The following is a 21601-nucleotide window of genomic DNA, read 5'->3' as shown; positions in this document are numbered from 1 at the left end:
CTCGTTGAAGGCGACGGCGGTCGTGCGTCGCTTCCCGACCGCTGCCGGGCCGGTTCCGACGGGCAGCGGGCATGCCGGGATCCGTACCGGCTTCTCAGGCGCGGTTACAGGCCGGCCGCTGCTTCGGTTCGAAGCGCCCGCTCGGCGTGGATGCCAACGCTATGCCGCTCGGGCTGAGGCTGAGCGGGGCCAGTTGCCGCGACGGCCGCGTGCCGGCCGCCACCCGCGATCGGCGCCGGGGTGAGGACCGGCTGTCATGGGACCAGACCGGCCGCCCGAAGCTTGTCCGGGAGGCGCGGGTAGACCTTGAGCGCGTTCCCCGCGAAGACCTTGGCCCGATCCGTTTCCGACAGGGCGGCGGCTTCGACGTAGCGCTTGGTGTCGTCGTAGGCGTGCCCCGTTTCAGGGTCGATCCCGTTCACCGCACCCACCATCTCCGAGGCGAACAGCACGTTGTCGGAGGGCACGACCTTGAGCAGCAGGTCGATGCCCGGCTGATGGTAGACACAGGTGTCGAAGAAGACGTTGCCCATCAGCGCGGACAGCGGAGGCCGCTTCATGTCCTGGGCAAGCCCCCGGTAGCGGCCCCAGTGATAGGGAACCGCGCCGCCGCCATGGGGAATGATCAGGCGCAGCGTCGGGAAGTCCTTGAAGAGGTCCGACGTGACGAACTGCATGAAGGCGCTGGTGTCGCCGTTGATGTAGTGCGCTCCGGTCGCGTGGAAGTTGCGGTTGGCCGAGGCGCTGACGTGGACCATGCCCGGCACATCGAGTTCGACCATCTTCTCCCAGAGCGGGTACCAGAAGCGGTCGGACAGCGGCGGATCCGTCCAGTAGCCGCCGGACGGGTCCGGGTTGACGTTGCAGCCGACGAAGCCGAGTTCCTTCACGCAGCGCTCCAGCTCGGCCGTGCAGTTCTTCGGCGAGACGCCCGGCGTCTGCGGCAGCTGGCAGACGCCCACGAAGTTTTTCGGCATCAGGCTCGCGACGCGGTGGATCATGTCGTTCGACACGATCGACCAGTCGAGGCTGGTGCGGGCATTGCCGATATGGTGGCCCATCCCGCCGGCGCGCGGCGAGAACAGAGCGAGGGAGATGCCACGCTCGGACTGAAGCTTGAGCTGCCGACCGATCACGCTGGCGCGCACCTCGTCGTCGGTGACCTTCAAGTCGGCGGGCGCGGGCGATTGCGCGGGGTCGTTGATGGCGTCGACTTGGCGCTTGCGCCACGCCAGCATGGCGGCCGGCTCGGTCGTGTAGTGGCCGTGGCAATCGATGACGAGGCCGGTGTGGCGCGCGGGCTCGGCCTGCGCCGAGATCGACACCGCAGCGCCCAAGCCGGCGCCCAAGCCGGCAAGACCGCGCATAAAGCCGCGGCGCGGCAGGCAGCATGGGCAGGACGCGCCTGCGGCAGGCTCGATCTCGACGGTCATCGTTGGGCGTCCTCCGGCTGAGTAACGGGTGCGCGCGACCTCTCGCCGAGGGCCGGCGTGCCGTTCGGAAACGGTCGATCCGCGGTCATCCCGGATCGGCTCCCACCGCGCGCAGGTATGCGGCCGTCGCCGGATGCAGCCAGGCGGCCGGTACGGTCGCGACCAGATTGCGCGGGTCGCTCTCGCGGCCCTGAGGATAGGACCGGGCCAAAATATCCCGGCCCCGGTCGATCGCGCGGACGAGCCGGGTGACACCGATACCGTCGAGGCCGGGGCGCGCCAGGATGAAGCTCCAGGACCCGACGGTCTCGATCGCCGCGTCCTGTCCGCGGAAGGAGGCCGGCGGGACGGTCAGACGGCGCATCGAGGCGCGCAGGGCCAGGATGGTGGGGATCGCCTCGGGGGCTGGGCCGAAGAAGCGGGCGCCGCCCGGAGCATCCGCGAGCGTCCTGAAGCCCGGCCAGCCGAGGCTTGCGCCCCACAGGGCCGCCGCGCGGCCGTCGAGAACCTGTGCGGCGCCCTCGCCGGCGTCGTCGAGGAGGATCGGCGTGATGTCGTGGTCGGGATCGAGGCCGGAGCCCTGGAGCACGGTTCTCCCCATGATCGTGAAGCCCGAGCCGCGCGTCCCGAGCGCCACGGCACGGCCGCGCAGATCCTGAACGCCCCGGATCGGACTGGCGGCCGGGACCACGAACAGCCCGGGCGACGCGTCGATGGGGGCCACGACCGACAGGCGATCGCTTCGGGCCTGTTCGCCGGACAAGGCCTCATAGGCATACTCACCCTGCACCAGCGCCAGGTCGAGCTGCCCCGCTTTGAGCAGGGTCAGGTTCTCCGTCGAGCCCTTGGTGATCCTCGGCTCGATGGTCACCCCGGGATCGACGTCGCGGAGTGCGGCGATGAGCGCGCGGCCGAAGGCGGGGAAGGAACCGCCCGGCGTCGCGGTCCCGAGGGTCAGGTTGAGGGCGGCCTCGGGCTGCTGAGCCCATGGCTGAGCCCATGCGGGCGCGAGCGAGCCGCAGGCCGCCAAACCCAGGAGCAGTTGACGCCGCCGCATCATATTCTCCCTCCGCGGTGTTCAGCAGCGCCGGAGCGGTGCGGCACACCTCGACAATCGCGCCGGAAAGCCCTCAGATCGACGCGCAAGCCAGACGCGCGAACCAAGGCCGCACGCCAACTCCAGCGGCCGACAATGCCCCGCGCTGGATCGGGAGGACAAGGCGATGCGACAGTACGCGTTACTGCCGGTTGTGGCGGCTGCCATGAGTCTCGGTTTCGGTTGCGTCGGCGGCGCCGTCGCGAAACCGCTGGCCTTCTCGGGAATCCGGCTGATCGATGGCCGATCGGCCGAGCCTGTCGAGGACGCCGTGGTGATCGTCGACGGCGACCGCATCGTCGCGGCAGGACCGCGCACCGCGGTCGCGGTACCGCCCGATGCCGAGATCCGGGAGATGCGCGGCCGTACGATTATGCCGGGGCTGATCTCCGACCACTCCCATGTCGGCATCGTCCAGGGCGTCGATGTCGGCGCCCGGAACTACACGCGCGAGAACATCCTCGCCCAGCTCAAGGCCTATACCGACCGGGGCGTCACCACGATCATGGCGCTCGGGCTCAACGGCGCGATCATGCCGGAGATCCGCGCCGAGGCGCATGCGGGCCGGATCCCCGGCGCCGACCTGTTCGGGGTCGATCGCGGCATCGGCGTACCGGACGGGGGCCCGCCCCAGGCGATGATCCGCGTGAGCGCGGATCAGCTCTTCCGTCCCGCCAACGCCGAAGAGGGCCGCGAGGCCGTCCGCGCGATGAAGGGGCGCGGCACCGACATGGTGAAGCTCTGGCTCGACGATTTCGGCGGGGCCGTGCCGGCGAAGATGCAGCCCGCGGTCTACGAGGCCGTGATCGACGAGGCGCACCGGCTCGGCCTGCGGGTCGCGGCGCATGTCCACGACCTGGAGGATGCGCGTGCGATCACCAAGGCCGGTGTGGATGTGCTGGCCCACGGCGTGCGCGACAAGCCGGTCGATCCGGACCTGATCGCGCTGCTCAAGGCGCAGAACACCTGGTACATCGCGACGCTCGCCCTCGACGAGGCGACGTTCGTCTATGCGGACGCACCGGCCTGGGCGCAGACCCCGTTCGTCCGGACGGCGCTGGCCCCCGATCTGAAGGCCCGGTTCGACGATCCGACGTGGCAGCGCGAGACGCGCGCGAGCGCCAAGGCGCAGGCCGCCCGGGATTCGCTGGCGGTGAATCTGGCCAATCTGAAGCGTCTCGCCGACGCCGGCGTGCGGATCGGGTTCGGCACCGACAGCGGCGCGGCACCCGAGCGCGTTCCCGGCGTCGCCGAGCACCGCGAGTTGGCCTTGATGGTGCAGGCGGGCTTCACACCCATGCAGGCCCTCACCACCGCAACGTCGAAAGCGGCCGAGCTTCTCGGTCTTTCCGATCGCGGCACGCTGGAAGCCGGCCGCCGCGCCGACCTCGTGATCCTCGAGGCGGACCCGTCCAAGGACATCGCCAACAGCGCCCGGATCGTCGAGGTCTGGCGCGCCGGCCAACGGCAAGACGGGGCATCGACGGCGCCCGGCGCATCCGCGACGTCGCGATAGCGCCCCGTGCTCCCGATCCCGGTACGGCCGGGCGGGAGATGCCGCTGCGCGGGACACCGATGTCCCGCGGGGAGGCGTGGCCGCCGCTGACGCGGTCACCGATCCCTGCGCGGTCGAGATCGGACGCGTCGTGCAGCCCGCCGAGGCGGAGGTCCCAGAAAACCTTCGCCTTCACGGTGTCGACCGCCTCGGCGCAAGTCGAATTTCCAATCCTGCCCTTGCGCGCAAGAATGCGCTCGCCATCTTCAGGCCATCCAACGGGATGGTCTGAGGAGGGTCGAGATGGCGGAGAACGTGCGTGAGCTGCGGCCGAAGCTGCCCGACAGCGAGAAGCTGACGGTCAATCTCGGCTTCGTCGATCTGGGCCATATCGACCTGATGGTGCGCGACGGCTTCTACGCCAACCGGGCCGATTTCATCCGCACCGCGGTGCGCAACCAGATCGAGCGCCAAGGCGAGGCCGTGAGGCAGTCCGTCAGCCGCAAGCAGTTGCGGCTGGGCCTGTCGTACTACTCGAAGCTGACACTCGAAGCCGCCCGCGACTCCGGGACGCCGATCCACATCCAGGTGCTCGGGCTGGCCAGCATCGCTCCGGATGTCACCCCCGAGCTCGCACGCGCGGCCATCGCCGCGGTCGAGGTGCTCGGCGCCTTCCAGGCCAGCCCCGCAGTCAAGGCCGCCTTGGCCGACCGGATTACCTGACACGCCAACGCCGACACGATGCTTCCCGAACGAGGCCGAGCCTTCCGCTCCGTCCGTCGCGCGCACCAGGATCAGACCCCATGAACGCGTTTCCGAAGATGGACTTCTCCAAGCTCGGCATGCCCAAGCTCGACCCGGCACGCACGGCGCGGATGATGGAGCGGATGGCTCGGTTGCAGACGCAACAGGCCGCGGCCTACGCCCGCTGGGCCGAGGGCCAGAAGGCCGCGGCCTCCGCCGCCGAGGCGAAGGGCGCGGAGGGCGCGGAGGGCGGCGCGACGATCGACATGCGCCCGCCCGCGAGCCCCGGCGAAGCCTGGACGGCGCCGGATGCCGCGCCGGGCGGTGCTCCGGACAAGCCGGCCTTCGCGCCCCACGGCGACATCGCCGGGGATGTGATGCGGACGATCAAGGCGGCGCTGGCGAAGGGCGGCGTCGGGACCGGTCTGGGCTCCGGCCTCGACGACGGTCTCGGAGCCGCAACGCCGGCCGCGCCGCTCCCGGACGGCGCACGCTTCGAGGCCCGCACCTTCACGGGTGCCGTCGGCAGTCGGAACTACAAGGTCTACGTGCCCAGCGGCTACACCGGTCAAGCGCTGCCGGTCGTGGTGATGCTGCACGGTTGCACCCAGAACCCGGACGACTTTGCGCGCGGGACCCGGATGAACACGGTCGCCGAGGAACAGACGTTCCTGGTGGTGTATCCGGAGCAGCCGCGCTCCGCCAACATGCAGCGCTGCTGGAACTGGTACGAGCCGGGCGACCAGCAGCGCGAGGGTGGCGAGCCCGCGCTGATCGTCGGCATCGTCCGGCAGGTGATCGCGGAATTCTCGGGCGACGCGAGCCGGGTCTATGCCGCCGGTCTCTCGGCAGGCGGGGCCGCGGCCGCGATCCTGGCGTCGACGCATCCCGACCTGTTCGCGGCGGTAGGCGTGCATTCCGGGCTCGCTTGCGGCGCGGCCCGCGACATGCCCTCCGCCTTCGCGGCGATGCGCGGGGGCGGTGCCGGAGCGTCCGGAGGGACGCGGCACGGCGTCCCGACGATCGTGTTCCACGGCGACGGCGACAAGACCGTGAACGTGGCCAACGGCGATCGGGTGGCCGCACAGGGACCGGCCGGACCGGACCTCGCGCAGGCGGTCAGCGCGGGGCGGACGCCGGACGGCGTGGCTTACACCCGCACGGTGCGCAGCGACGCGTCGGGCCGGGCCGTGCTGGAGCATTGGGTACTGCACGGGACCGGCCACGCGTGGTCGGGTGGCGATCCGGCCGGGTCGTTCACCGATGCACGCGGCCCGGACGCCAGTCGGGAAATGGTGCGGTTCTTCCTGTCGCATGCCGGCCCGGCGAACCCGTCCGGCAGCGCGGCGGGCCGGGGGTGAGCGGCGCCATCCGCTTGAACGCCCCCGGCCGCGGGGGCGCGCCGACGGACCCTGCTGAACCTCAGCGGGGCGTCCCGGGCGCTGTGGTGCCCGTCGCCGCGCCCGGTCCCGACGTGATCGCCCAGAGTTCCGTCGGAAGGCTGATCGGCGCGCCGGGCTTGTAGTCGGCCGAGTCCTGGATGTGGGACGTCGTCACGTAGATCGTGCCGTCCGGCGCCTCGCTGAACGTATCCGGCCACCGCAATTGCGGGTCCTGCACCAGGGTCGTGAGGCCGCTCCCCTTGGCGGTGAGGTCGCGGACCTTCACGGCATTGTCCTGCGGCGAGGTCACGTACATCCGCCCGTCCTTGCGGGCGATCAGCAGGCCGTCGGCGGGGCCGTTCTCGCCGACCGTGACGATCTTCGAGTCCAGCGTCCGGTCGCTCAGCATCTCGGGCACGAACGCGGCGGTCGCCCAACCGGTGAGCGCGTCGGTCGGCAGGCTGTAGAGCGTCTTGCCCTTGATGGCCTGCCAGTACAGCGTCTTCCCGTCCGGCGAGAGGGCGATGCCGTCGGCCGAGAACGCGACGTCGCGGCCGTCCGGGCGGCGCAGCGGCTTGCCGTCGTACTGCACGGTCACGCTCTTGTCCGGCATGGTCGAGGCATGGCCGGACAGCACGCGCTTGGCGGAGCCGCTGTCGAGATCCACCACGATCAGCGCCCCCTCGGCGCCGGAATCGGTCAGGTAGGCGGTCTTGCCGTCGGGCGCGATCCGCACGTCGTTGATGTACGAGGCCTGCAGCACCGTGCTGGTATCGAACGGGATCGTCTTCACGACCTGGTTGGTCTTCAGGTCGATGCCGACGAGCTTGGGGCCGTCCTTGATCACGTGCGCCATGGCGGGCGCGGCCGCATCGACCACCCAGAGACGGTCCTGGCCGTCGGCCACGACGCTCTGCACGCAGACGAAGTGGGTCTTCGGGTCGACCTCGTCCGCCTTGGCGTTGCGCCAGCTGTTCCAGTCCGCGTCGGGGTACGGGACGGGCTTGCCGTCCTTCACCTCGGCCACCGAGACGGGGGCGTCCTCGCTCCAGCGGGGGAAGTTGACGAACATGCGCCCGTCGCGGCTGACGGTGATGCCGGTGACCTGATGCGCGAAGCTTGCCACCTTGGTGAGCTTCCCCGGCCCGGAATTGGCGTCCTGAGCCGCGGCGGGGCCCGCCAGCCCGACGGCACCCGACATCAACGACGCGGCCAGCCCGATGCGAACGCCAACAGCCAGCTTCATAGCGCGCACTCCAATCCGATGAGGGGGGATGTTCGGGCCAACGCGTCAGGGCGGGGCCGGGTCCTGGATGCGGCGGGATGACCCCCTCAGCTGCGGCCCCACGCCCGCAGATCCCGGACGAACAGGTCCGGGGCTTCCAGGGCGGCGAAGTGCCCGCCGCGCGGCATCGTCTGCCAGCGCGAGACCGCGTAACCGCGCTCCAACCACTCCCGCGGCGGCGCGGGCGTGCGCGGATCCGGGTAGGCCGCGAAGGCCGTCGGCACCGTGACGCGGCGCCCCGGCGGCATCCGGCGCACGCTCTCCTGCTGCGCGCCGGCATAGAACCACGTCGCCGTCGCGAAGGCATCGGTCAGGATGTAGAGCAGGGCGTTGGTCAGGAGCTGATCGTTCGAGAAGACCTGCGCGAAGGGCCGCTCCCGCAGGTCGGCCCAGTCGTGGAAGCGCTCGACCAGCCACGCCAGCTGCGCCACCGGCTCGTCCGCCATGGCGTAGCCCAGCGAGAGCGGCTTGGTGCCCTGGAGCTGCGCGTAGGCCCCGAGCGCCTGCTGACTGGCCGCGGCCGCCTTCTGCCAGGCCCGCTCCGCCGCGCTCTCGGGCTCGGCATCGGGCTGCACCAGCAGGTAGTTGAGATGGATCGCCTCCAGCGACGCGGCGTGGTCGAGGCCGAGCCAGGCCGCGACGCCGGCGCCCCAGTCGCCGCCCTGCACCCGGTATCGGGAATAGCCCAGCCCCTCGCGCATCAGGCGGTCGAACAGACGCGCCGTCGTGCGCGGCCCGATCGGCGCGGCGGGCTTTCCCGAGAAGCCGAAGCCCGGCAGCGCCGGGATCACGAGGTCGAACGCGTCCTCCGGCCGCCCGCCGTGGCGCGACGGGAAGGCCAGGGGCTCGATCACCGACCAGAACTCGTAGATCGAGCCCGGCCAGCCGTGGATCAGCAGCAGGGGGCGCCGGCCTTCCGCCTCGCCGACGACGTGGACGGCGTGCAGGTCGAGATCCTCGACCCGGGCCAGGATCTGCGGGAAGCGGTTGAGCTCGGCCGCCGCTTTGGCCTCGTCGAAGCCGTCGAGCCAGTAGGCGCACAGGCCGGCGAGGACGTCCGGGTCGCAGCCGTAGCGCCATCCGGCCTCCGCCGGCAGGCGCGGCATGCGGTGGGCCCGCACGCGCTCCCTGACCCAGGCCAGCCGGGCCGCGTCCCAGGCGACGGTGAATGTCTGCATTGAAAGCCTCCGCTCGTATCCGCGGCTCGGGAGAGCGCCGAAGCCCGCCTCCCGGCAGGAGCGGCGCTGATCTGCTTCAACGCGGCCGGGTCGAGACCGTCGCGCCGGGAATGGGCCTGGCGGCTATCGCAGCGCCGGGACCGGCTCCCGGGCGGCGGCGATGCGGGCGAGATAATCGACCTTGCTGAGCTGCAGGTGATCGACGCTGAGCTGCGCCAGCGCCCAGCGGTCGCGGTCGCGCAGAAGGTCGATCATGATCCCATGCTGGCTGATCGAGAGCCGAAGGCCGTCGGCATCCGCCAGGGTCTTGGCGCGTATCGGAAGCGTCAGGCCCATATAGTCGGTGAGCGTGCGCACGAGGTACGGGTTCCCGCAGGCCTCGAACAGGGCGACGTGGAAGGCGTCGTTCGCCTCATGGATGCCGCGCAGGTCGCGCTTCTCCACCTTGTCGCAATAGGCATCCTGAAGCGCCTCGAGGCGGGCGATGAGGTCGGGCGCGGCCGGCAGCGCGATCATCAGCATCGCCTGCCGCGTCAGCGTCTCGCGGACTTCGTAGATCTGCCGGACCTCCTCGGCGGAGTAGGACCTGACGGTCGCCCCGACGTTCCGCTCCCGCCCGACGACGCCCCGGCGCTCCATCTCGACCAGGGCCTGACGGATGAAGTGCCGGGAGGCGCCGAAGCGCGCCATCAGGGCATCCTCGGTCAGGCGGGCTCCGGGAGCCAGCCGCCCGAAGATGATGTCCTCCTCCAGGCGCGCCACGATGGCGCCGATGCCCTCGCGCCGGAGGGGCAGGATGGAATCCACGGAGCCGTCCCCGGTCACCGGGCTTCCGCCCGGCCCGCGAGCCGGTAGCAATCCTCTACGAGCCGCAGCGTCTCGAGATTGTCGGCCGGTTCGGTCTCGAACGGCGCGCCATCCTCCAGGCGGTCGATGAAATGCGCGATCGCTGCCGCGTAGGACTCCGCGTAGGTGGCGGCGAGGTCGAAGGTTTGAAGCCGCGTCTCCCGCCCCGTCATCGACAGCTCGGATCCCTGGAGCCGGATCGCGCCGCCGGGACCCAGGATCTCGAGGCGGTCGGGGGACGCGGGTGGGGCCCCATGGGCCGCGAAGGTCGCGAACACCTGCACGGCGACCCCGCCGGGACCGGTGAGCTGGATCAGCGCCGTGTCCTCCCCCGCGAGGTCCGGACAGGTCCGGCTGGTCGCGCAGGCGGTGACTCGCAGCGGCCCCAGCAGCATGCGCAGCGTGTCGAGGTGATGGATGAGGACCTCGGCGACGAGCATCCGCGCCTCGTCGCGCATGAACGGTTGGCGCTCCAGGGCCGGATAGCGGCCCGCGCCGTCCGGCAGGGTGCCGCTCGTCACGAGATCCAGCCGCGCCGCGAAGGGCCGCCCGATGACCCCGGCGCGCAGCCACGCCGCGGCCTCACGGTAATAGGCGCGGAACCGCCAGTTCTCGTGCACCATCAGACGTGCCCGGCCCTCCACGGCGGCGACCAACGCCTCCGCCTCCGCGAGCGTCGGGGCCAGGGGCTTCTGGCAGAGGATCGGCAGCCCGTGATCGGCCGCCAAGCGGACGAGCTCGGCATGCACGGCGCGGGGCGCCGCGATGTCGACGGCGTCGAGGCCACCCGCCGCCAGCAACGCCTGGGCGTCCGGGTAGGTGTGCGGGATCTGGAACGCTTGGGCCCGCGCCTCGCGCCGCTCAGCGGACGGGTCGGCGATCGCCACGACTTCGGCGCGGCCCTTCAGGGCGGCCCAGCCTACGAGATGATGCTGGGTGACCCAGCCGGCCCCGATCAGGCCGATCCGCCGGACGGCGCTCAATGGACAGCTCCGGCCCTGCCCGGGCCGCCACCGGGCAGAGGCGTGGCGGGGATGGCGGCCGTGGTCCGCGCGTCGAACAGAAAGGCGGCCTCGGACCGGAAGAACAGGTCGACGATTGCGCCCACCTCGGCGCGCGTGTCGCGCGGCAGCCGGGCCGTGCATTCGGTGCCGCCCTCCGTCTCCACGGCGAGGAGCGTCTCGGCGCCGAGGGGCTCGACGGCGAAGACCCGCCCCCGGATCCGGCCGGCCGCTGCGCTCCCGGCCGCCTCGGCCGACAGGTGCAGATCCTCCGCCCGGACGCCGAGCACCACCTCGCGGCCGGCGAGGGGGGCGAGCGCGGCCGGCGCCCAGCGCGTCAGCGCGGTCTCGATCGCGGCCGTGCCGACCCGATCCCCGCCGGTGAGCGGCACGGTGAACAGGTTCATCGGCGGCGAACCGAGGAAGCGGGCGACGAAGGTGTCGGCCGGGTTCCAGTAGACGTCGAGCGGTTTCCCGACCTGGGCGACGCGGCCGCCGTTCATGACACAGATCCGCGTGCCCATGGTCATCGCCTCGACCTGGTCGTGGGTCACGTAGATCATCGTGGAGGCGAGCCGGTGATGCTGCTTGATCAGCTCGTTGCGGGTGTTGACGCGCAACGCCGCGTCGAGGTTCGAGAGCGGCTCGTCGAACAGGAACACCATCGGCTCGCGCACCATGGCGCGCCCGAGGGCGACCCGCTGGCGCTGCCCGCCCGACAGGGCCTGGGGCTTGCGGTCGAGATAGGGCACGAGCCCCAGCATCGCGGCCGTCTCCCGGACCCGCCGCTCGATCTCGGCGGAGGGCGTGCGGCGGCGCTTGAGGCCGAAGGCGAGGTTCTCGGCGACGGTCATGTGCGGGTAGAGGGCGTAGGACTGGAACACCATCGCGATGTCGCGGTCCTTGGCGGGCACGTCGTTCATCGTCCGCCCGTCGATCGAGAGCGTGCCGGACGAGATGGTCTCGAGGCCCGCGATCATGCGCAGGGTCGTGGACTTGCCGCAGCCGGACGGGCCGAGCAGCACCATGAACTCGCCGTCCCCGATCGTGACGTCGACGTTGTCGACCACGACCGGCCCGTTGGAGCCGTAGCGTTTGCAGATCTTCGAGAGCTGAACGACAGCCATCTACGGGCCCTTACTTGACGGCGCCCGCGGTCATGCCGCGGATCAGCTTCTCGGAGAAGAAGATGTAGACGATGATCACGGGCACGACCGAGATCATGACGCCGGCCGCGATCATGCCGATGTCCTGGAAATGGTCGCCCATGAAGGCCCGGATGCCGATCGGGAGGGTCCGCTTGTCCGGATCGGTGATGAGCACCACCGCGAACAGGAACTCGTTCCAGAGCTGGATGAAGTTCAGGATCAACGTGGTGGCGATCGCCGGCATGCCGATCGGCAGGACGATGCGGCGGAAGATCTCGATGTCGCCGTAGCCGTCCATCTTCGCGGCATCGAACAGGTCCTGCGGGATCCGGGCGAAGAATCCCTCCAGCAGATAGACCGTCAGCGGCAACTGCAGCGAGACATAGACGAGCGTCAGCCCGAGAAGGCTGTTGTACAGCCCGTAATCGACCAGGATCTGATAGAGCGAGATCAACGTGATCTGCGGCGGGAAGATGATCGACGAGAACAGGATACCGTAGACGATGCGGTTGCCGCGGAACCGATAGCGGGCGAGCGCGTGGGCGGCCGCGGCGCCGACCAGCGTCACCACCGCGACCGCGGCGACGACGACCATCGTCGAGTTCCAGAAATAGGTGGCGAAGTCGGAATCGACCCAGGCGATCCGGAACTGTTCCCAGTGGAACGGGCGGGGCCAGGCGTAATGGTCGGCCGAGATCTCGCCCGTGGTCCGCACCGACATGGTCGCCAGCCACAGGAACGGCCCGAGCGTGTACGTGGTGTAGGCGGCGATAGCGACCGCGAGGGCCGTCCGGCTCGCCAGGAAGCCGCCCCGCCCGGCGGCCGGGGGCACGGTCGCGTCGGCGCTCACGTCAGTACTCCAGCCGATCGCGGGATTTGAAGACCCGGTTGAGGATGATGACCGCCGCGCAGACCACGCCGAACCAGACCGTCGCGATCGCCGACGGGTAGCCGAGGTCGAAGGTGTTCCAGTTGAAGGCGCGCTTGTAGACGTAGGTCGAGACCGTCTCGGTCGCCCAGAGCGGCCCTCCACCGGTCATGATCCAGACGAGGTCGAAGACCTTCATCTTCCCGATGAAGGCGAGGACGTAGAGGTTGAGCAGCGTGGGCCGCAGCATCGGCACGATGACGTAGCGCAGCTTCGCGCCCCAGCCGCAATTGTCGAGTTCGGCCGCCTCCAGCACCTCGGAGGGCAGGGCGTGGATCGCCGCGAGGCAGACCACCATGTTGAACCCGGCCCATTTCCAGGCATGCGTCACGATGAGGGACGCCAGCGCGGTGTTCGGGTCACCGAGCCAGGAGCGGGCCAGCGCGTCGAGCCCGACGGCCCGGAGGCCCTCGTTCACCACGCCCCAGTCGTAGTTGTAGATCCACATCCACAGGATCGCGACCACGACGTAGGAGAGCAGGACCGGCGTGAACCACGCGACCCGGAGGAAGCGCGCGAACGGGACGCCGGCATAGAGCGCGAGCGCCAGGAGCAGGCCCGTCGCGACGTCCAGCACCGGGGCGACGAAGGCCCACACGAAGGTGTTGCGCACCGCGATCCAGAACGTCTCGTCGCCCAAGAGGTCGCGATAATTGGCGAGCCCGACGTAGGTCCGTTCCGACCCCTCGATCGTGAACAGGCTGTCGAAGATCGTCCGGAAGGCCGGATAGGCCGTCAGCCCGAGATAGATCACGAGCGCGGGGGCGAGGAAGACGAGCAGGACGGGCCAGCTCGCCCGCCGCGGGTCCGACACGCGACCCGATGCCGGTGCATCCTCCGCGGGCGGCGCCGTCGTCTCGAGAGCCGTGGTGCCCGCCACCGCGTCAGCTCCCCTTGCGGCATGCCGCGTCCATCTTGTCGGCGGCCTCGGCCACGCCGATCAGGCCGGCCGGGAAGGCGTTGTTCATGACCTGGGTGTACGTCTCGGCGCACTTGGATCGATAGTACAGCAGCGGCGTTCCGAAGAAGTAGGTTGCGCCCTTGTTGCGGGCGTTTAGCTCGGCGAAGTACTCGGCATGGCTCGAGTTGATCTTCGCCGGATCCGACTTCAGGCCGGTCTGCAGGGAGACCTGCTCCATCCACTTGTCGCCATTCCCGGCGGTGGCCATGGAGTCGAGCAGCGCGCCGGCGCAAGGTTTGTTCTTCCCGCGCGAATACATCACGAAGCTGCCGGCCACCGCCAGCGTCTTGCAGGTCGGGCACTTGCCATCGTCCATGGCGGGGAATTGCATGATGCCGAGGGGGAAGTTCGCCGGCATGCCGCCGCTCTCGGGTGAGGCGAAGGCGCGTCCCGTGAACCAGCTCGGATCCGGGAAGGTCAGGGCGCCCGGCTTCTGGTAGAAGTAATAGTGGGACTCGCCGAGCTTCAGCGTCGCGAAGCTCTTCGGATAGGCGCCGGCATCCACAAGCCCCTTGAACCACGTCATCACCTCTTGGACGCGCGCATCCTTGAAGAACAGCGTCCCGTTCAGGAGCTTCCCGTAATCCTCGGTGCCCAGCTTGCGCAGGAGCGACTCGAACAGGAGCAGGCCGCCCGGGAACGGCCGGTCGCCGACGCCCTGCGACACGGGCGTGATGCCGGCCGCGGCCCCCTTCCTGACCAGATCCGCGAAGCCGGCCTGTGTCAGCTGATAGGACGGCGGCACCTCGACGCCGACCTTCTTCACCAGATCCTTGTTGTAGTACAGCTCGACCGTGTAGGCCTCGACCGGCAGGCCGTAGACCTTGCCCTTGTAGGTCCAGGCCGGCTTGGCCCAGTCCTCGAACTTGGACAAGTCGACATGGCCATCGAGCGGTTCGAGGAAGCCGCCCGCCAGGAATTCGGGCTGGTCAGGCTCCAGGTAGAAGACGTCGGGGGCCTGGCCTGTGCGAACGGCGGATTTCGCCTGCGTGTAGATGTCGGCTTTCGGGATGAAGCTGAGCTTGACCGCGCATTGCTTGTTGGTGGCTTCGAATTCCCGGACGCGAGCGGCCACCCAGTCCTTCTTGGCCGGCTCGTCCGGCCAGTTCGACCACATGGTGATCTGGACGGGCTCGGCCGCCACGGCAGTCCCGGCCGCGAGCAGGCCCGCGCCGAACGTGAACGCCAGTCCAAGGCCAGCCCTGGGCATCGCGCCTTCCTCCCTCATGTTTGTTGCCCAGATCGTCCGCGACTGGTTCGGGATTGTCAATAAATATGCGGCCGACGCGGATTGATCGCAGACACCTGGCTCCGATCTCGTGGATTTTATTGATAATCGAGGATCGGGCCGCACGTGCGTAAGCGCCGGCGGCGGCCTGTTTCCGGTCGTTCCGCCGGGTTGAGAGATCGTCGGGGCGGTGGATAGGCTCCGTGGGTCGCGCCTGCGCCAAAGCGATGTTGAGCGGCTGCCGGCAAGCACAGGTTCCGTTCCGCGGCGATCGTTTGTCCTGTCCGCGCCTGGCCGAACGCTATCGAGTGACGATCTCAGGTGTTCTTCTCATCGAAGCGGACCGCTGAACCTGCGGCAGGATGGACAGCGACGCGCTGAGTATGGCCGATTGTCGCCAACGCCGGGCTTAAGCATCGGCGACGGGACGGATACGCCAATGAAGACGACGCGTCGCGTTTTCCTGACAGGTGCCGCATCCGCCATCGCGGGCGGTCTGGTGCCGGGGGTGATCCGCTCGGCCTGCGCGCAGGGCGCCGGGTCGACGATCCGGATCGGCATGGTTCTGCCGGTGACGGGCCCAGGTGCGGATGCCGGTCGCTACGCCCTCGCCGGGGCCAAGATCGCCCTGGAGGCGGTCAACAAGGCCGGCGGCGTGCTGGGCAAGCCCCTGGAGATCGTCACCGAGGACGACCAGACCACCAATCCCGGCGCGGTCTTCGCCTTCTCCAAGCTCGCCTCGCAGAGCGACCTCGTCGGCTTCCTGGGCTCGATCCGCTCGACCCAGAACCACGCCATGGCGCCCGACATCCTGAAGACCGGCAAGCCCGTCTGTTTCGGCGGCACCGACCCGGTGCTGACCCAGCTCGGCAATCCCTGGCTGTTCCGCTTCCGACCCAACGACAGCTTCTCGGCCCGGGTGATCGCCGAGCACGGCGTCAACGGGCTGGGGAAGAAGAAGTGGGCGATCATCCACTCCACCGACGCCTTCGGCACCAGCGGCGCCAAGGCGCTGACCGAGAGCTTGGCCAAGGGCGGCGCCACGGTCGCCCTCGACCAGGGCTACACCAACCAGAGTCAGGACTTCACCCCGGTCGTGCTGGCGATCCGCCAGTCGGGCGCCGACGTGATCGGCTCGTACTTCACCTTCGAGAACGACATCGGCATCTTCGCCCGGCAATTGCGCCAGCTCGGCGTCACCGCGCCGTGGGTCGGCTCGCCCTCGATCACCAACGTGACGGCGCTGAAGCTTGCCGGGCCGTCGCTCTACGGCACCTACGGCGTGGCCGACTACGCCGAGGAATCGAGCGACGCCGCCCGGGCCTTCGGCAAGGCCTACCGGGCCGCCATGAAGGTCGCCCCCGACAACCAGTCGTCCTGGACCTTCGACGCGGTGACGGTGCTGGCCAAGGCGATCAACACGGCGGGCAAGACCGACCCGCAGGCGATCCGCGAGGCCCTGCTCGCGGTGCGCGGCCACGAGGGCGCCGAGGGTACCTACAACTTCGACAAGAACGGCGACGGCCTGCACGGCTACAACGTCGTGCGCAACGACAAGGGCAACATCGTCTTCGACCGGCGGATCGACTTCTACCAGGGCTGAGACGTGCCGATCGCGCCAGGCCTCGGGGCCGCGCCGATCCAGCCGGATCGGCGCGGCCCCGGCGCATCCCCGAGGAAGCAACGCGTGCGGACCGCATGGACCTGATCCTGCAACTCCTCTTCACCGGGATCGGCATCGGCTCCGTCTACGCCCTGGTGGCGCTCGGCTTCGTGCTGATCTTCCGCGCCACCAACGTGGTGAACTTCGCGCAAGGCGAGTTCTCGATGGTGGCGGCCTTCCTGATGGTGGTCTTCGCCGTTGATCTGCAATGGCCCTACTGGCTGTCGCTGCTGCTCACCCTCGGCGGGATGGCCCTGCTCGGCGCCCTGTTCAACCTGGGCGTCTACTACCCGCTGCGGCACCGCAGCTACCTGCCGGTGATCATCTCGACCATCGGCGCCTCGATCTTCCTGGCCAACACCACGCTTGCCCTCTACGGCCCGCAACCGCAGGTGCTGCCGCCCGTGTTCGAGACCCAGGGTTTCCTGCTCGGGCCGGTCTTCCTCGACAGCCAGTACCTGCTGATCATCGCCGCGACGGCCACCCTGGTGGCGTTCCAGTACTGGTTCTTCGAGCACACGCTGGTCGGCAAGAAGCTGCAGGCGACCTCGCAGGACAAGGAGATGGCCGCGCTCCTCGGCATCCCGGTGGCCGGCATGATCATGCTGACCTTCGTGTACAGCGCGGTGCTCGGCGGCATCGCCGGCATCCTGGTGGCGCCGGTGCTGTTCGTGTCGATCCAGATGGGCGCCACGATCGCCCTCAAGGCGTTCGCGGCGACGATCATCGGCGGCTTCGGCGACGTCTCTGGGGCGATCATCGGCGGCTTGGCGCTCGGCATCATCGAGACCTTCGGGGCGGCCTACATCTCGGTGCCCTACAAGGACGCCTTCGCCTTCCTGGTCCTCGTGGTCTTCCTGGTCGTGCGCCCGCAGGGCCTGTTCGGCGAGCGCGTGGCGGAGAAGGCATGAGCGGCACCCCCACTCCGATCACCGGCTCGGCCGCCGCAGCCCCGGCCTCCGCCTCCGCGGCGCGCCGCCGGCTGCCACTCGGCAGCCTCGCCTACGCGGTGCTCGCCGCGGCCCTCGTCGCGCTCGCCGCGACGACGCCGCTCAGCGGTTACGCCCTGAACATCCTGATGCAGGCGGCGACCTACGCCATCGCGGTGATCGGGCTCACCGTGGTGCTCGGCCTGTGCGGACAGATCAACTTGGCCCAGGCCGGCTTCTTCGGCATCGGCGCCTACGCGGTCGGCCTCGGCACGGTCGACGGCGGTCTGAACTTCTGGATCTGCCTCGTCACCGGCCTCGGCCTCGCCGTGGTGCTGGGCGCCGCGCTCGGCGCCTCCACGCTGCGGCTCGGCGGCCACTACCTCGCCATGGTGACGATCTCGTTCCAGCAGATCCTGACCCTGGTCCTCACCAATTGGATCCCGGTCACGCACGGGCCGGACGGCGTGCCGAACATCCGCCGCCCGGCCCTGTTCGCGGACGGGCAGAGCTACCTCGCCCTGTGCGTGCTGGTGCTGGCCGTCGTCGGCTGGCTCGTCTGGCACATGCCGCGGACCCGGCTCGGGCGCGCCATGCGGGCGGTGCGCGACAACGAACTGGCGGCGGGCGTCTCGGGCATCGACATCTACCGCACCAAGGTGGCGGCCTTCGCCCTCGGGGCGCTACTGGCGGGGCTCGGCGGCGGGCTGTTCGCCGGCAGCTTCACCTATATCAGCCCGGACCAGTTCTCCTTCGCCGAGTCGATCGTCTTCCTGACGATGGCCCTGCTCGGCGGCGTCGGCTCGCCGGTGGGCGCCGTGATCGGCACCGCCCTGCTGATCCTGATCCCGGAATGGCTCCGCTTCCTCAAGGAGATCCCGGGGCTGTACCTCGCGATCTACGGGCTCGCGGTGATCCTGATCGTGGTGTTCATGCCGGACGGGATCTGGGGCTTCCTCGGCGACCAGGTCCGGCGCCTGCGCCGCGCCCGTCCGGCCGCGCCGCCCGCCGCCGAACTGACCCTGAGCCAGGGTGAGGCGTCCGCCGCGCCGATGCTGGAGGTCTCGGGGCTCGCCAAGCATTTCGGCGGCCTTAAGGCCGTGGACGCGGTGAGCTTCACGGTGGCGCGGGGCGGGATCCACGCGCTGATCGGCCCGAACGGTTCCCGGCAAGACCACGACGCTCAACGTCCTCTCGGGCCTCTACAGCCCCACGGGCGGCACCGTTCGGCTGGCCGGGCAGGACGTCACGCGCCTGCCCCCGCACCGGCGGGCGGCGGCCGGGATCGGGCGCACCTTCCAGAACATCCGCCTGTTCCGCTCCATGAGCGCCCTGGAGAACGTCGTCATCGGTGCCGAGCGGCCCAACAACCCGCTCGCCGCCCGCGACTGGGCGACCCTGGAGGCCCGCGCCCGGGCGGCGCTCGCCTTCGTGGGTCTGGAGGCGCGGGCGCAGGAGCCGATCTCCGGCTTCTCGTATGGCCACCAGCGCCTGATCGAGATCGCCCGGGCGCTCGCCGGCAATCCCGTGCTGCTCCTCCTCGACGAGCCCGCCGCGGGACTCAATTCCAGCGAGAAGAACGCCCTGACGGTGCTCCTGCGCCGGATGGCCGCCAAGGGCCTGACCATCCTGATCATCGACCACGACATGACCTTGGTGAGCGACGTGGCTAGCCACATCACCGTGCTGAACTTCGGGCGGTGCATCGCGGACGGCGTCACCGCGGGCGTGCTGCGCGAGCCCGCGGTGATCCAGGCCTATCTCGGCGAGGACGCCGCCGCCGGCCCGGCGGCGAGCCTCAAGACCGACCTCGCTCCGGTGTGATCTCGCGATGCCGACACCCCTCCTCGAGATTCGCGACCTCGTCGTCCGCTACGGCGAGATCGAGGCCGTGCGCGGCCTGTCCTTCTCGGTCGGCGCCGGGGAGGTGGTGACGCTGCTGGGCTCCAACGGCGCCGGCAAGTCCACGACCCTGAAGGCGATCTCCGGGCTGGTGCGCCCCGCCGCCGGCACGATCCTGCTGGAGGGGAAGCCCCTGGAGGGTCTCAAGCCCGAGGCGATCGTGCGGCTCGGCGTCGCCCACGTGCCGGAGGGGCGGCGGGTCTTCCCCGGGCTGACCGTCCGCGAGAACATCATGCTGGGCGCCTCGAACCGCTCCGGGCTGCCCAAGCGGGCGCTGCGCGACGAGGTCGAGGCAATGTTCGACCTGTTCCCCGACATCCGCCGGTTCGGCGACGCGCTGGGCTGGACGCTGTCGGGCGGCCAGCTCCAGATGGTGGCCCTCGCCCGCGGCCTGATGGCCAAGCCCCGCATCCTGCTCCTCGACGAGCCCTCGCTCGGCCTCGCCCCGGTCATCGTCCAGGCGGTGTTCGCGATCATCGCCGAGGTGCGCCGCCGCGGAACCACGGTGCTGCTGGTCGAGCAGAACGCCCGGATGGGTCTTTCGGTGGCCGATCGCGGCTACGTGCTCGAGACCGGCCGGCTGGTCCTGGAGGGCGAGCCGCAGGCGCTCTGGGCGAACGACGAGATCCGGTCGGCCTATCTCGGTGGGCGCACGAAGCCCGAACTCTCGGCTTCCGGATGACACGCGTTCGGCTGCGGCCGGGTGCCCAGACCTAGCCCCGCGGACGGGGGAGATAGGACGGAAAGCAGGGCCCGCTCGACCCTGAGATGTTTACGACGTGCCACCAACTACCTGCGATGCCCAGAGGGCAAGGTAAGTGGTGGAGCTGAGGGGATTCGAACCCCTGACCTCCGCAGTGCGATTGCGGCGCTCTCCCATCTGAGCTACAGCCCCGTCGAGGCGCCGGCCTTGTAGGCGCGGGCGGCTCAGCCTGTCAATTCCTGTTTCACCGTCGTCCGCCACGCGCCGCTCCGGCGCTGGGTCGCGGGCGCCCCGAGGATAGCGCGCGAACCCGCATGAACGCCCTGATCTGGCTCTTCGACACGGTCGTCCAGCTCTTCATCTACGTCCTCATCGCCAGTGCGGTCCTCAGCTGGCTCGTGGCCTTCAACGTGGTGAACGTGCGCAATCCGATCGTCGCGCAGATCGGCGAGGTGCTCTACCGGATCACCGAGCCGGTGCTGCGGCCGATCCGCAACCTGCTGCCCAATCTCGGCGGCGTCGACATCTCGCCGATCATCCTGATCCTGCTGCTGCTGTTCATCAGCCGCCTGCTGCACGAGTATGCCGTGCCTGCAACCTACGTTTACGCGCAGTAGGATCGCCCGACCGTGAAGACGAATCCCGGCCGCTTCTTCGAGGATTTCCGCCTCGGCGAGACCATCCGCCACGCCACCCCGCGCACCGTGACGGTGGGGGACGTGGCTCTCTACACGGGCCTCTACGGGCCGCGCTTCGCCGTGCAGTCCTCGGACGCCTTCGCGCGCGCCTTCGGCTACCCGAAGAGCCCGCTCGACGACCTGCTCACCTTCCACATGGTGTTCGGCAAGACCGTGCCGGACGTCTCCCTCAACGCGCTCGCCAATCTCGGCTACGCCGAGGGCGGGTTCCGGCGGCCGGTCTATCCGGGCGAGACCCTGTCGACCGTCTCCGAGGTGATCGGCCTCAAGGAGAGTTCGAACCGCCAGACCGGCGTGGTCTACGTGCGCTCGGTCGGCTCCGACGAGCACGGCGAGACCGTGCTGAGCTATTGCCGCTGGGTCCTCTCGTGCGCAAGCGCGACCCCGAGGCCGCGATCGCCGAGGAGCACGTGCCGAGCCTCGCCAAGGTGGTCGACCCGCGGGATCTCGCGGGCGCACTGCCGAAGCTCTCGGCCGCCGCCTACGATACGGATCTGGCCGGCAGCCCGCACCGCTTCGCGGATTACGCGGTGGGCGAGAAGATCGACCACGTCGACGGCATGACCGTCGAGGAGGCCGAGCACCAGATCGCCACGCGCCTGTTCCAGAACACCGCCAAGGTCCATTTCGACGGCCTCGCCGCCAAGGACACCCGGTTCGGCCGGCGGCTGATCTACGGCGGCCACGTGATCTCGCTGGCCCGGGCGCTCAGCTTCAACGGGCTCGCCAACGTGTTCGCGATCGCCGGCATCAATGCCGGCCGCCACGTGGCGCCGCTCTTCGCCGGCGACACGGTCTATGCCTGGAGCGAGGTGCTGGATTCGGCCGATGTCGGCCGCGACGATGTCGGGCTCCTGCGCCTGCGCACGGTCGCCACCAAGAACCAGCCCTGCGGCGCCTTCCCGGACCGCGCGGGCGAGGGCTATGACCCGGCCGTAATCCTCGACCTCGACTACTGGGCCTTCGCGCCGAAGTAGAACG

At 69.9% G+C, this 21601-nt stretch carries 18 protein-coding genes, 1 tRNA gene and 2 pseudogenes; 10 read left to right on the top strand and 11 right to left on the bottom strand.

Annotated elements, in window-relative coordinates:
• Positions 1 to 254: 254 nt before the first annotated feature.
• Both ABIE45_RS02735 and ABIE45_RS02730 read right to left on the bottom strand, forming a co-directional pair.
• Positions 255 to 1433 (bottom strand): amidohydrolase family protein, encoded by a 1179-nt coding sequence (locus ABIE45_RS02735; RefSeq protein WP_373622105.1) that lies wholly within the window; start codon positions 1431 to 1433, stop codon positions 255 to 257.
• Positions 1434 to 1518: 85 nt separating this feature from the next.
• Positions 1519 to 2490, bottom strand: a complete 972-nt coding sequence (locus ABIE45_RS02730; protein WP_192710702.1) for a TAXI family TRAP transporter solute-binding subunit — start codon at positions 2488 to 2490, stop codon at positions 1519 to 1521.
• A 205-nt stretch (positions 2491 to 2695) separates the two neighbouring features.
• On the opposite strand from ABIE45_RS02730, the gene ABIE45_RS02725 reads away from it, so the two are divergent.
• The 4 genes from ABIE45_RS02725 (at position 2696) to ABIE45_RS02710 (ending at position 6129) form a co-directional block, all read left to right on the top strand.
• Positions 2696 to 4045 (top strand): amidohydrolase family protein, encoded by a 1350-nt coding sequence (locus ABIE45_RS02725; RefSeq protein ID WP_209578415.1) that lies wholly within the window; start codon positions 2696 to 2698, stop codon positions 4043 to 4045.
• A 76-nt stretch (positions 4046 to 4121) separates the two neighbouring features.
• A complete protein-coding gene (locus ABIE45_RS02720; RefSeq protein WP_192710704.1) occupies positions 4122 to 4316 on the top strand; it encodes a hypothetical protein in 195 nt (64 codons plus the stop codon).
• Positions 4317 to 4327: 11 nt separating this feature from the next.
• Positions 4328 to 4747 (top strand): CopG family transcriptional regulator, encoded by a 420-nt coding sequence (locus ABIE45_RS02715; RefSeq protein WP_192710705.1) that lies wholly within the window; start codon positions 4328 to 4330, stop codon positions 4745 to 4747.
• A gap of 80 nt (positions 4748 to 4827) precedes the next feature.
• Positions 4828 to 6129: a PHB depolymerase family esterase gene (locus ABIE45_RS02710; RefSeq protein WP_192710706.1), complete on the top strand. Its 1302-nt coding sequence runs from the start codon at positions 4828 to 4830 to the stop codon at positions 6127 to 6129.
• 61 nt (positions 6130 to 6190) lie between these two features.
• Here the strand turns inward: ABIE45_RS02710 and ABIE45_RS02705 are convergent, their stop codons facing one another.
• The 8 genes from ABIE45_RS02705 to ABIE45_RS02670 form a co-directional block, all read right to left on the bottom strand.
• On the bottom strand, positions 6191 to 7351 hold the full coding sequence (locus ABIE45_RS02705; protein ID WP_373622838.1) for an L-dopachrome tautomerase-related protein: 1161 nt from the start codon (positions 7349 to 7351) through the stop codon (positions 6191 to 6193).
• A 131-nt stretch (positions 7352 to 7482) separates the two neighbouring features.
• Positions 7483 to 8613: an epoxide hydrolase family protein gene (locus ABIE45_RS02700; protein ID WP_192710708.1), complete on the bottom strand. Its 1131-nt coding sequence runs from the start codon at positions 8611 to 8613 to the stop codon at positions 7483 to 7485.
• Positions 8614 to 8736: 123 nt separating this feature from the next.
• Positions 8737 to 9420 carry a GntR family transcriptional regulator gene (locus tag ABIE45_RS02695; RefSeq protein ID WP_373622104.1) on the bottom strand — a complete coding sequence of 228 codons (684 nt, stop codon included), beginning with the start codon at positions 9418 to 9420 and terminating at the stop codon, positions 8737 to 8739.
• 14 nt (positions 9421 to 9434) lie between these two features.
• Positions 9435 to 10442 (bottom strand): Gfo/Idh/MocA family protein, encoded by a 1008-nt coding sequence (locus ABIE45_RS02690; protein ID WP_192710710.1) that lies wholly within the window; start codon positions 10440 to 10442, stop codon positions 9435 to 9437.
• Positions 10439 to 11587: an ABC transporter ATP-binding protein gene (locus tag ABIE45_RS02685; RefSeq protein WP_192710711.1), complete on the bottom strand. Its 1149-nt coding sequence runs from the start codon at positions 11585 to 11587 to the stop codon at positions 10439 to 10441. The genes ABIE45_RS02690 and ABIE45_RS02685 overlap by 4 nt, the downstream gene beginning before the upstream one ends.
• Positions 11588 to 11597: 10 nt before the next feature.
• Positions 11598 to 12458, bottom strand: a complete 861-nt coding sequence (locus ABIE45_RS02680; protein ID WP_192710712.1) for a carbohydrate ABC transporter permease — start codon at positions 12456 to 12458, stop codon at positions 11598 to 11600.
• A 1-nt stretch (position 12459) separates the two neighbouring features.
• Entirely contained in the window at positions 12460 to 13416 is a 957-nt protein-coding gene (locus ABIE45_RS02675; RefSeq protein ID WP_192710713.1) for a carbohydrate ABC transporter permease, read from the bottom strand.
• Between the two features lie 4 nt (positions 13417 to 13420).
• Positions 13421 to 14707, bottom strand: coding sequence for an extracellular solute-binding protein (locus ABIE45_RS02670; RefSeq protein ID WP_192710714.1), 1287 nt, complete (start codon positions 14705 to 14707; stop codon positions 13421 to 13423).
• A 457-nt stretch (positions 14708 to 15164) separates the two neighbouring features.
• On the opposite strand from ABIE45_RS02670, the gene ABIE45_RS02665 reads away from it, so the two are divergent.
• The 4 genes and pseudogenes from ABIE45_RS02665 to ABIE45_RS02650 all read left to right on the top strand — a co-directional run bounded on the left by ABIE45_RS02665 (position 15165) and on the right by ABIE45_RS02650 (position 19901).
• Positions 15165 to 16328 carry an ABC transporter substrate-binding protein gene (locus tag ABIE45_RS02665; RefSeq protein ID WP_192710715.1) on the top strand — a complete coding sequence of 388 codons (1164 nt, stop codon included), beginning with the start codon at positions 15165 to 15167 and terminating at the stop codon, positions 16326 to 16328.
• 95 nt (positions 16329 to 16423) lie between these two features.
• Positions 16424 to 17299: a branched-chain amino acid ABC transporter permease gene (locus tag ABIE45_RS02660; RefSeq protein WP_192710716.1), complete on the top strand. Its 876-nt coding sequence runs from the start codon at positions 16424 to 16426 to the stop codon at positions 17297 to 17299.
• Positions 17296 to 19141: pseudogene (locus tag ABIE45_RS02655) on the top strand (ATP-binding cassette domain-containing protein). The gene ABIE45_RS02660 and the pseudogene ABIE45_RS02655 overlap by 4 nt, the downstream one beginning before the upstream one ends.
• 7 nt (positions 19142 to 19148) lie before the next feature.
• Positions 19149 to 19901 carry an ABC transporter ATP-binding protein gene (locus ABIE45_RS02650; protein ID WP_192710718.1) on the top strand — a complete coding sequence of 251 codons (753 nt, stop codon included), beginning with the start codon at positions 19149 to 19151 and terminating at the stop codon, positions 19899 to 19901.
• Between the two features lie 137 nt (positions 19902 to 20038).
• Here ABIE45_RS02650 and ABIE45_RS02645 read toward each other — a convergent pair.
• Positions 20039 to 20114 (bottom strand) — tRNA-Ala (locus tag ABIE45_RS02645).
• A gap of 122 nt (positions 20115 to 20236) precedes the next feature.
• On the opposite strand from ABIE45_RS02645, the gene ABIE45_RS02640 reads away from it, so the two are divergent.
• Both ABIE45_RS02640 and ABIE45_RS02635 read left to right on the top strand, forming a co-directional pair.
• On the top strand, positions 20237 to 20539 hold the full coding sequence (locus tag ABIE45_RS02640; protein ID WP_091722957.1) for a YggT family protein: 303 nt from the start codon (positions 20237 to 20239) through the stop codon (positions 20537 to 20539).
• A 12-nt stretch (positions 20540 to 20551) separates the two neighbouring features.
• Positions 20552 to 21597, top strand: a pseudogene (locus ABIE45_RS02635) (MaoC family dehydratase).
• The last annotated feature ends 4 nt before the right edge of the window (positions 21598 to 21601 follow it).

It is taken from the genome of Methylobacterium sp. OAE515, assembly GCF_041806315.1.
In the GTDB taxonomy this organism is placed as follows: Bacteria; Pseudomonadota; Alphaproteobacteria; order Rhizobiales; family Beijerinckiaceae; genus Methylobacterium; species Methylobacterium tardum.
The sequence above is the reverse complement of the archived record's forward strand: the minus strand, read 5'-3'. Positions and strand labels throughout refer to the sequence as shown.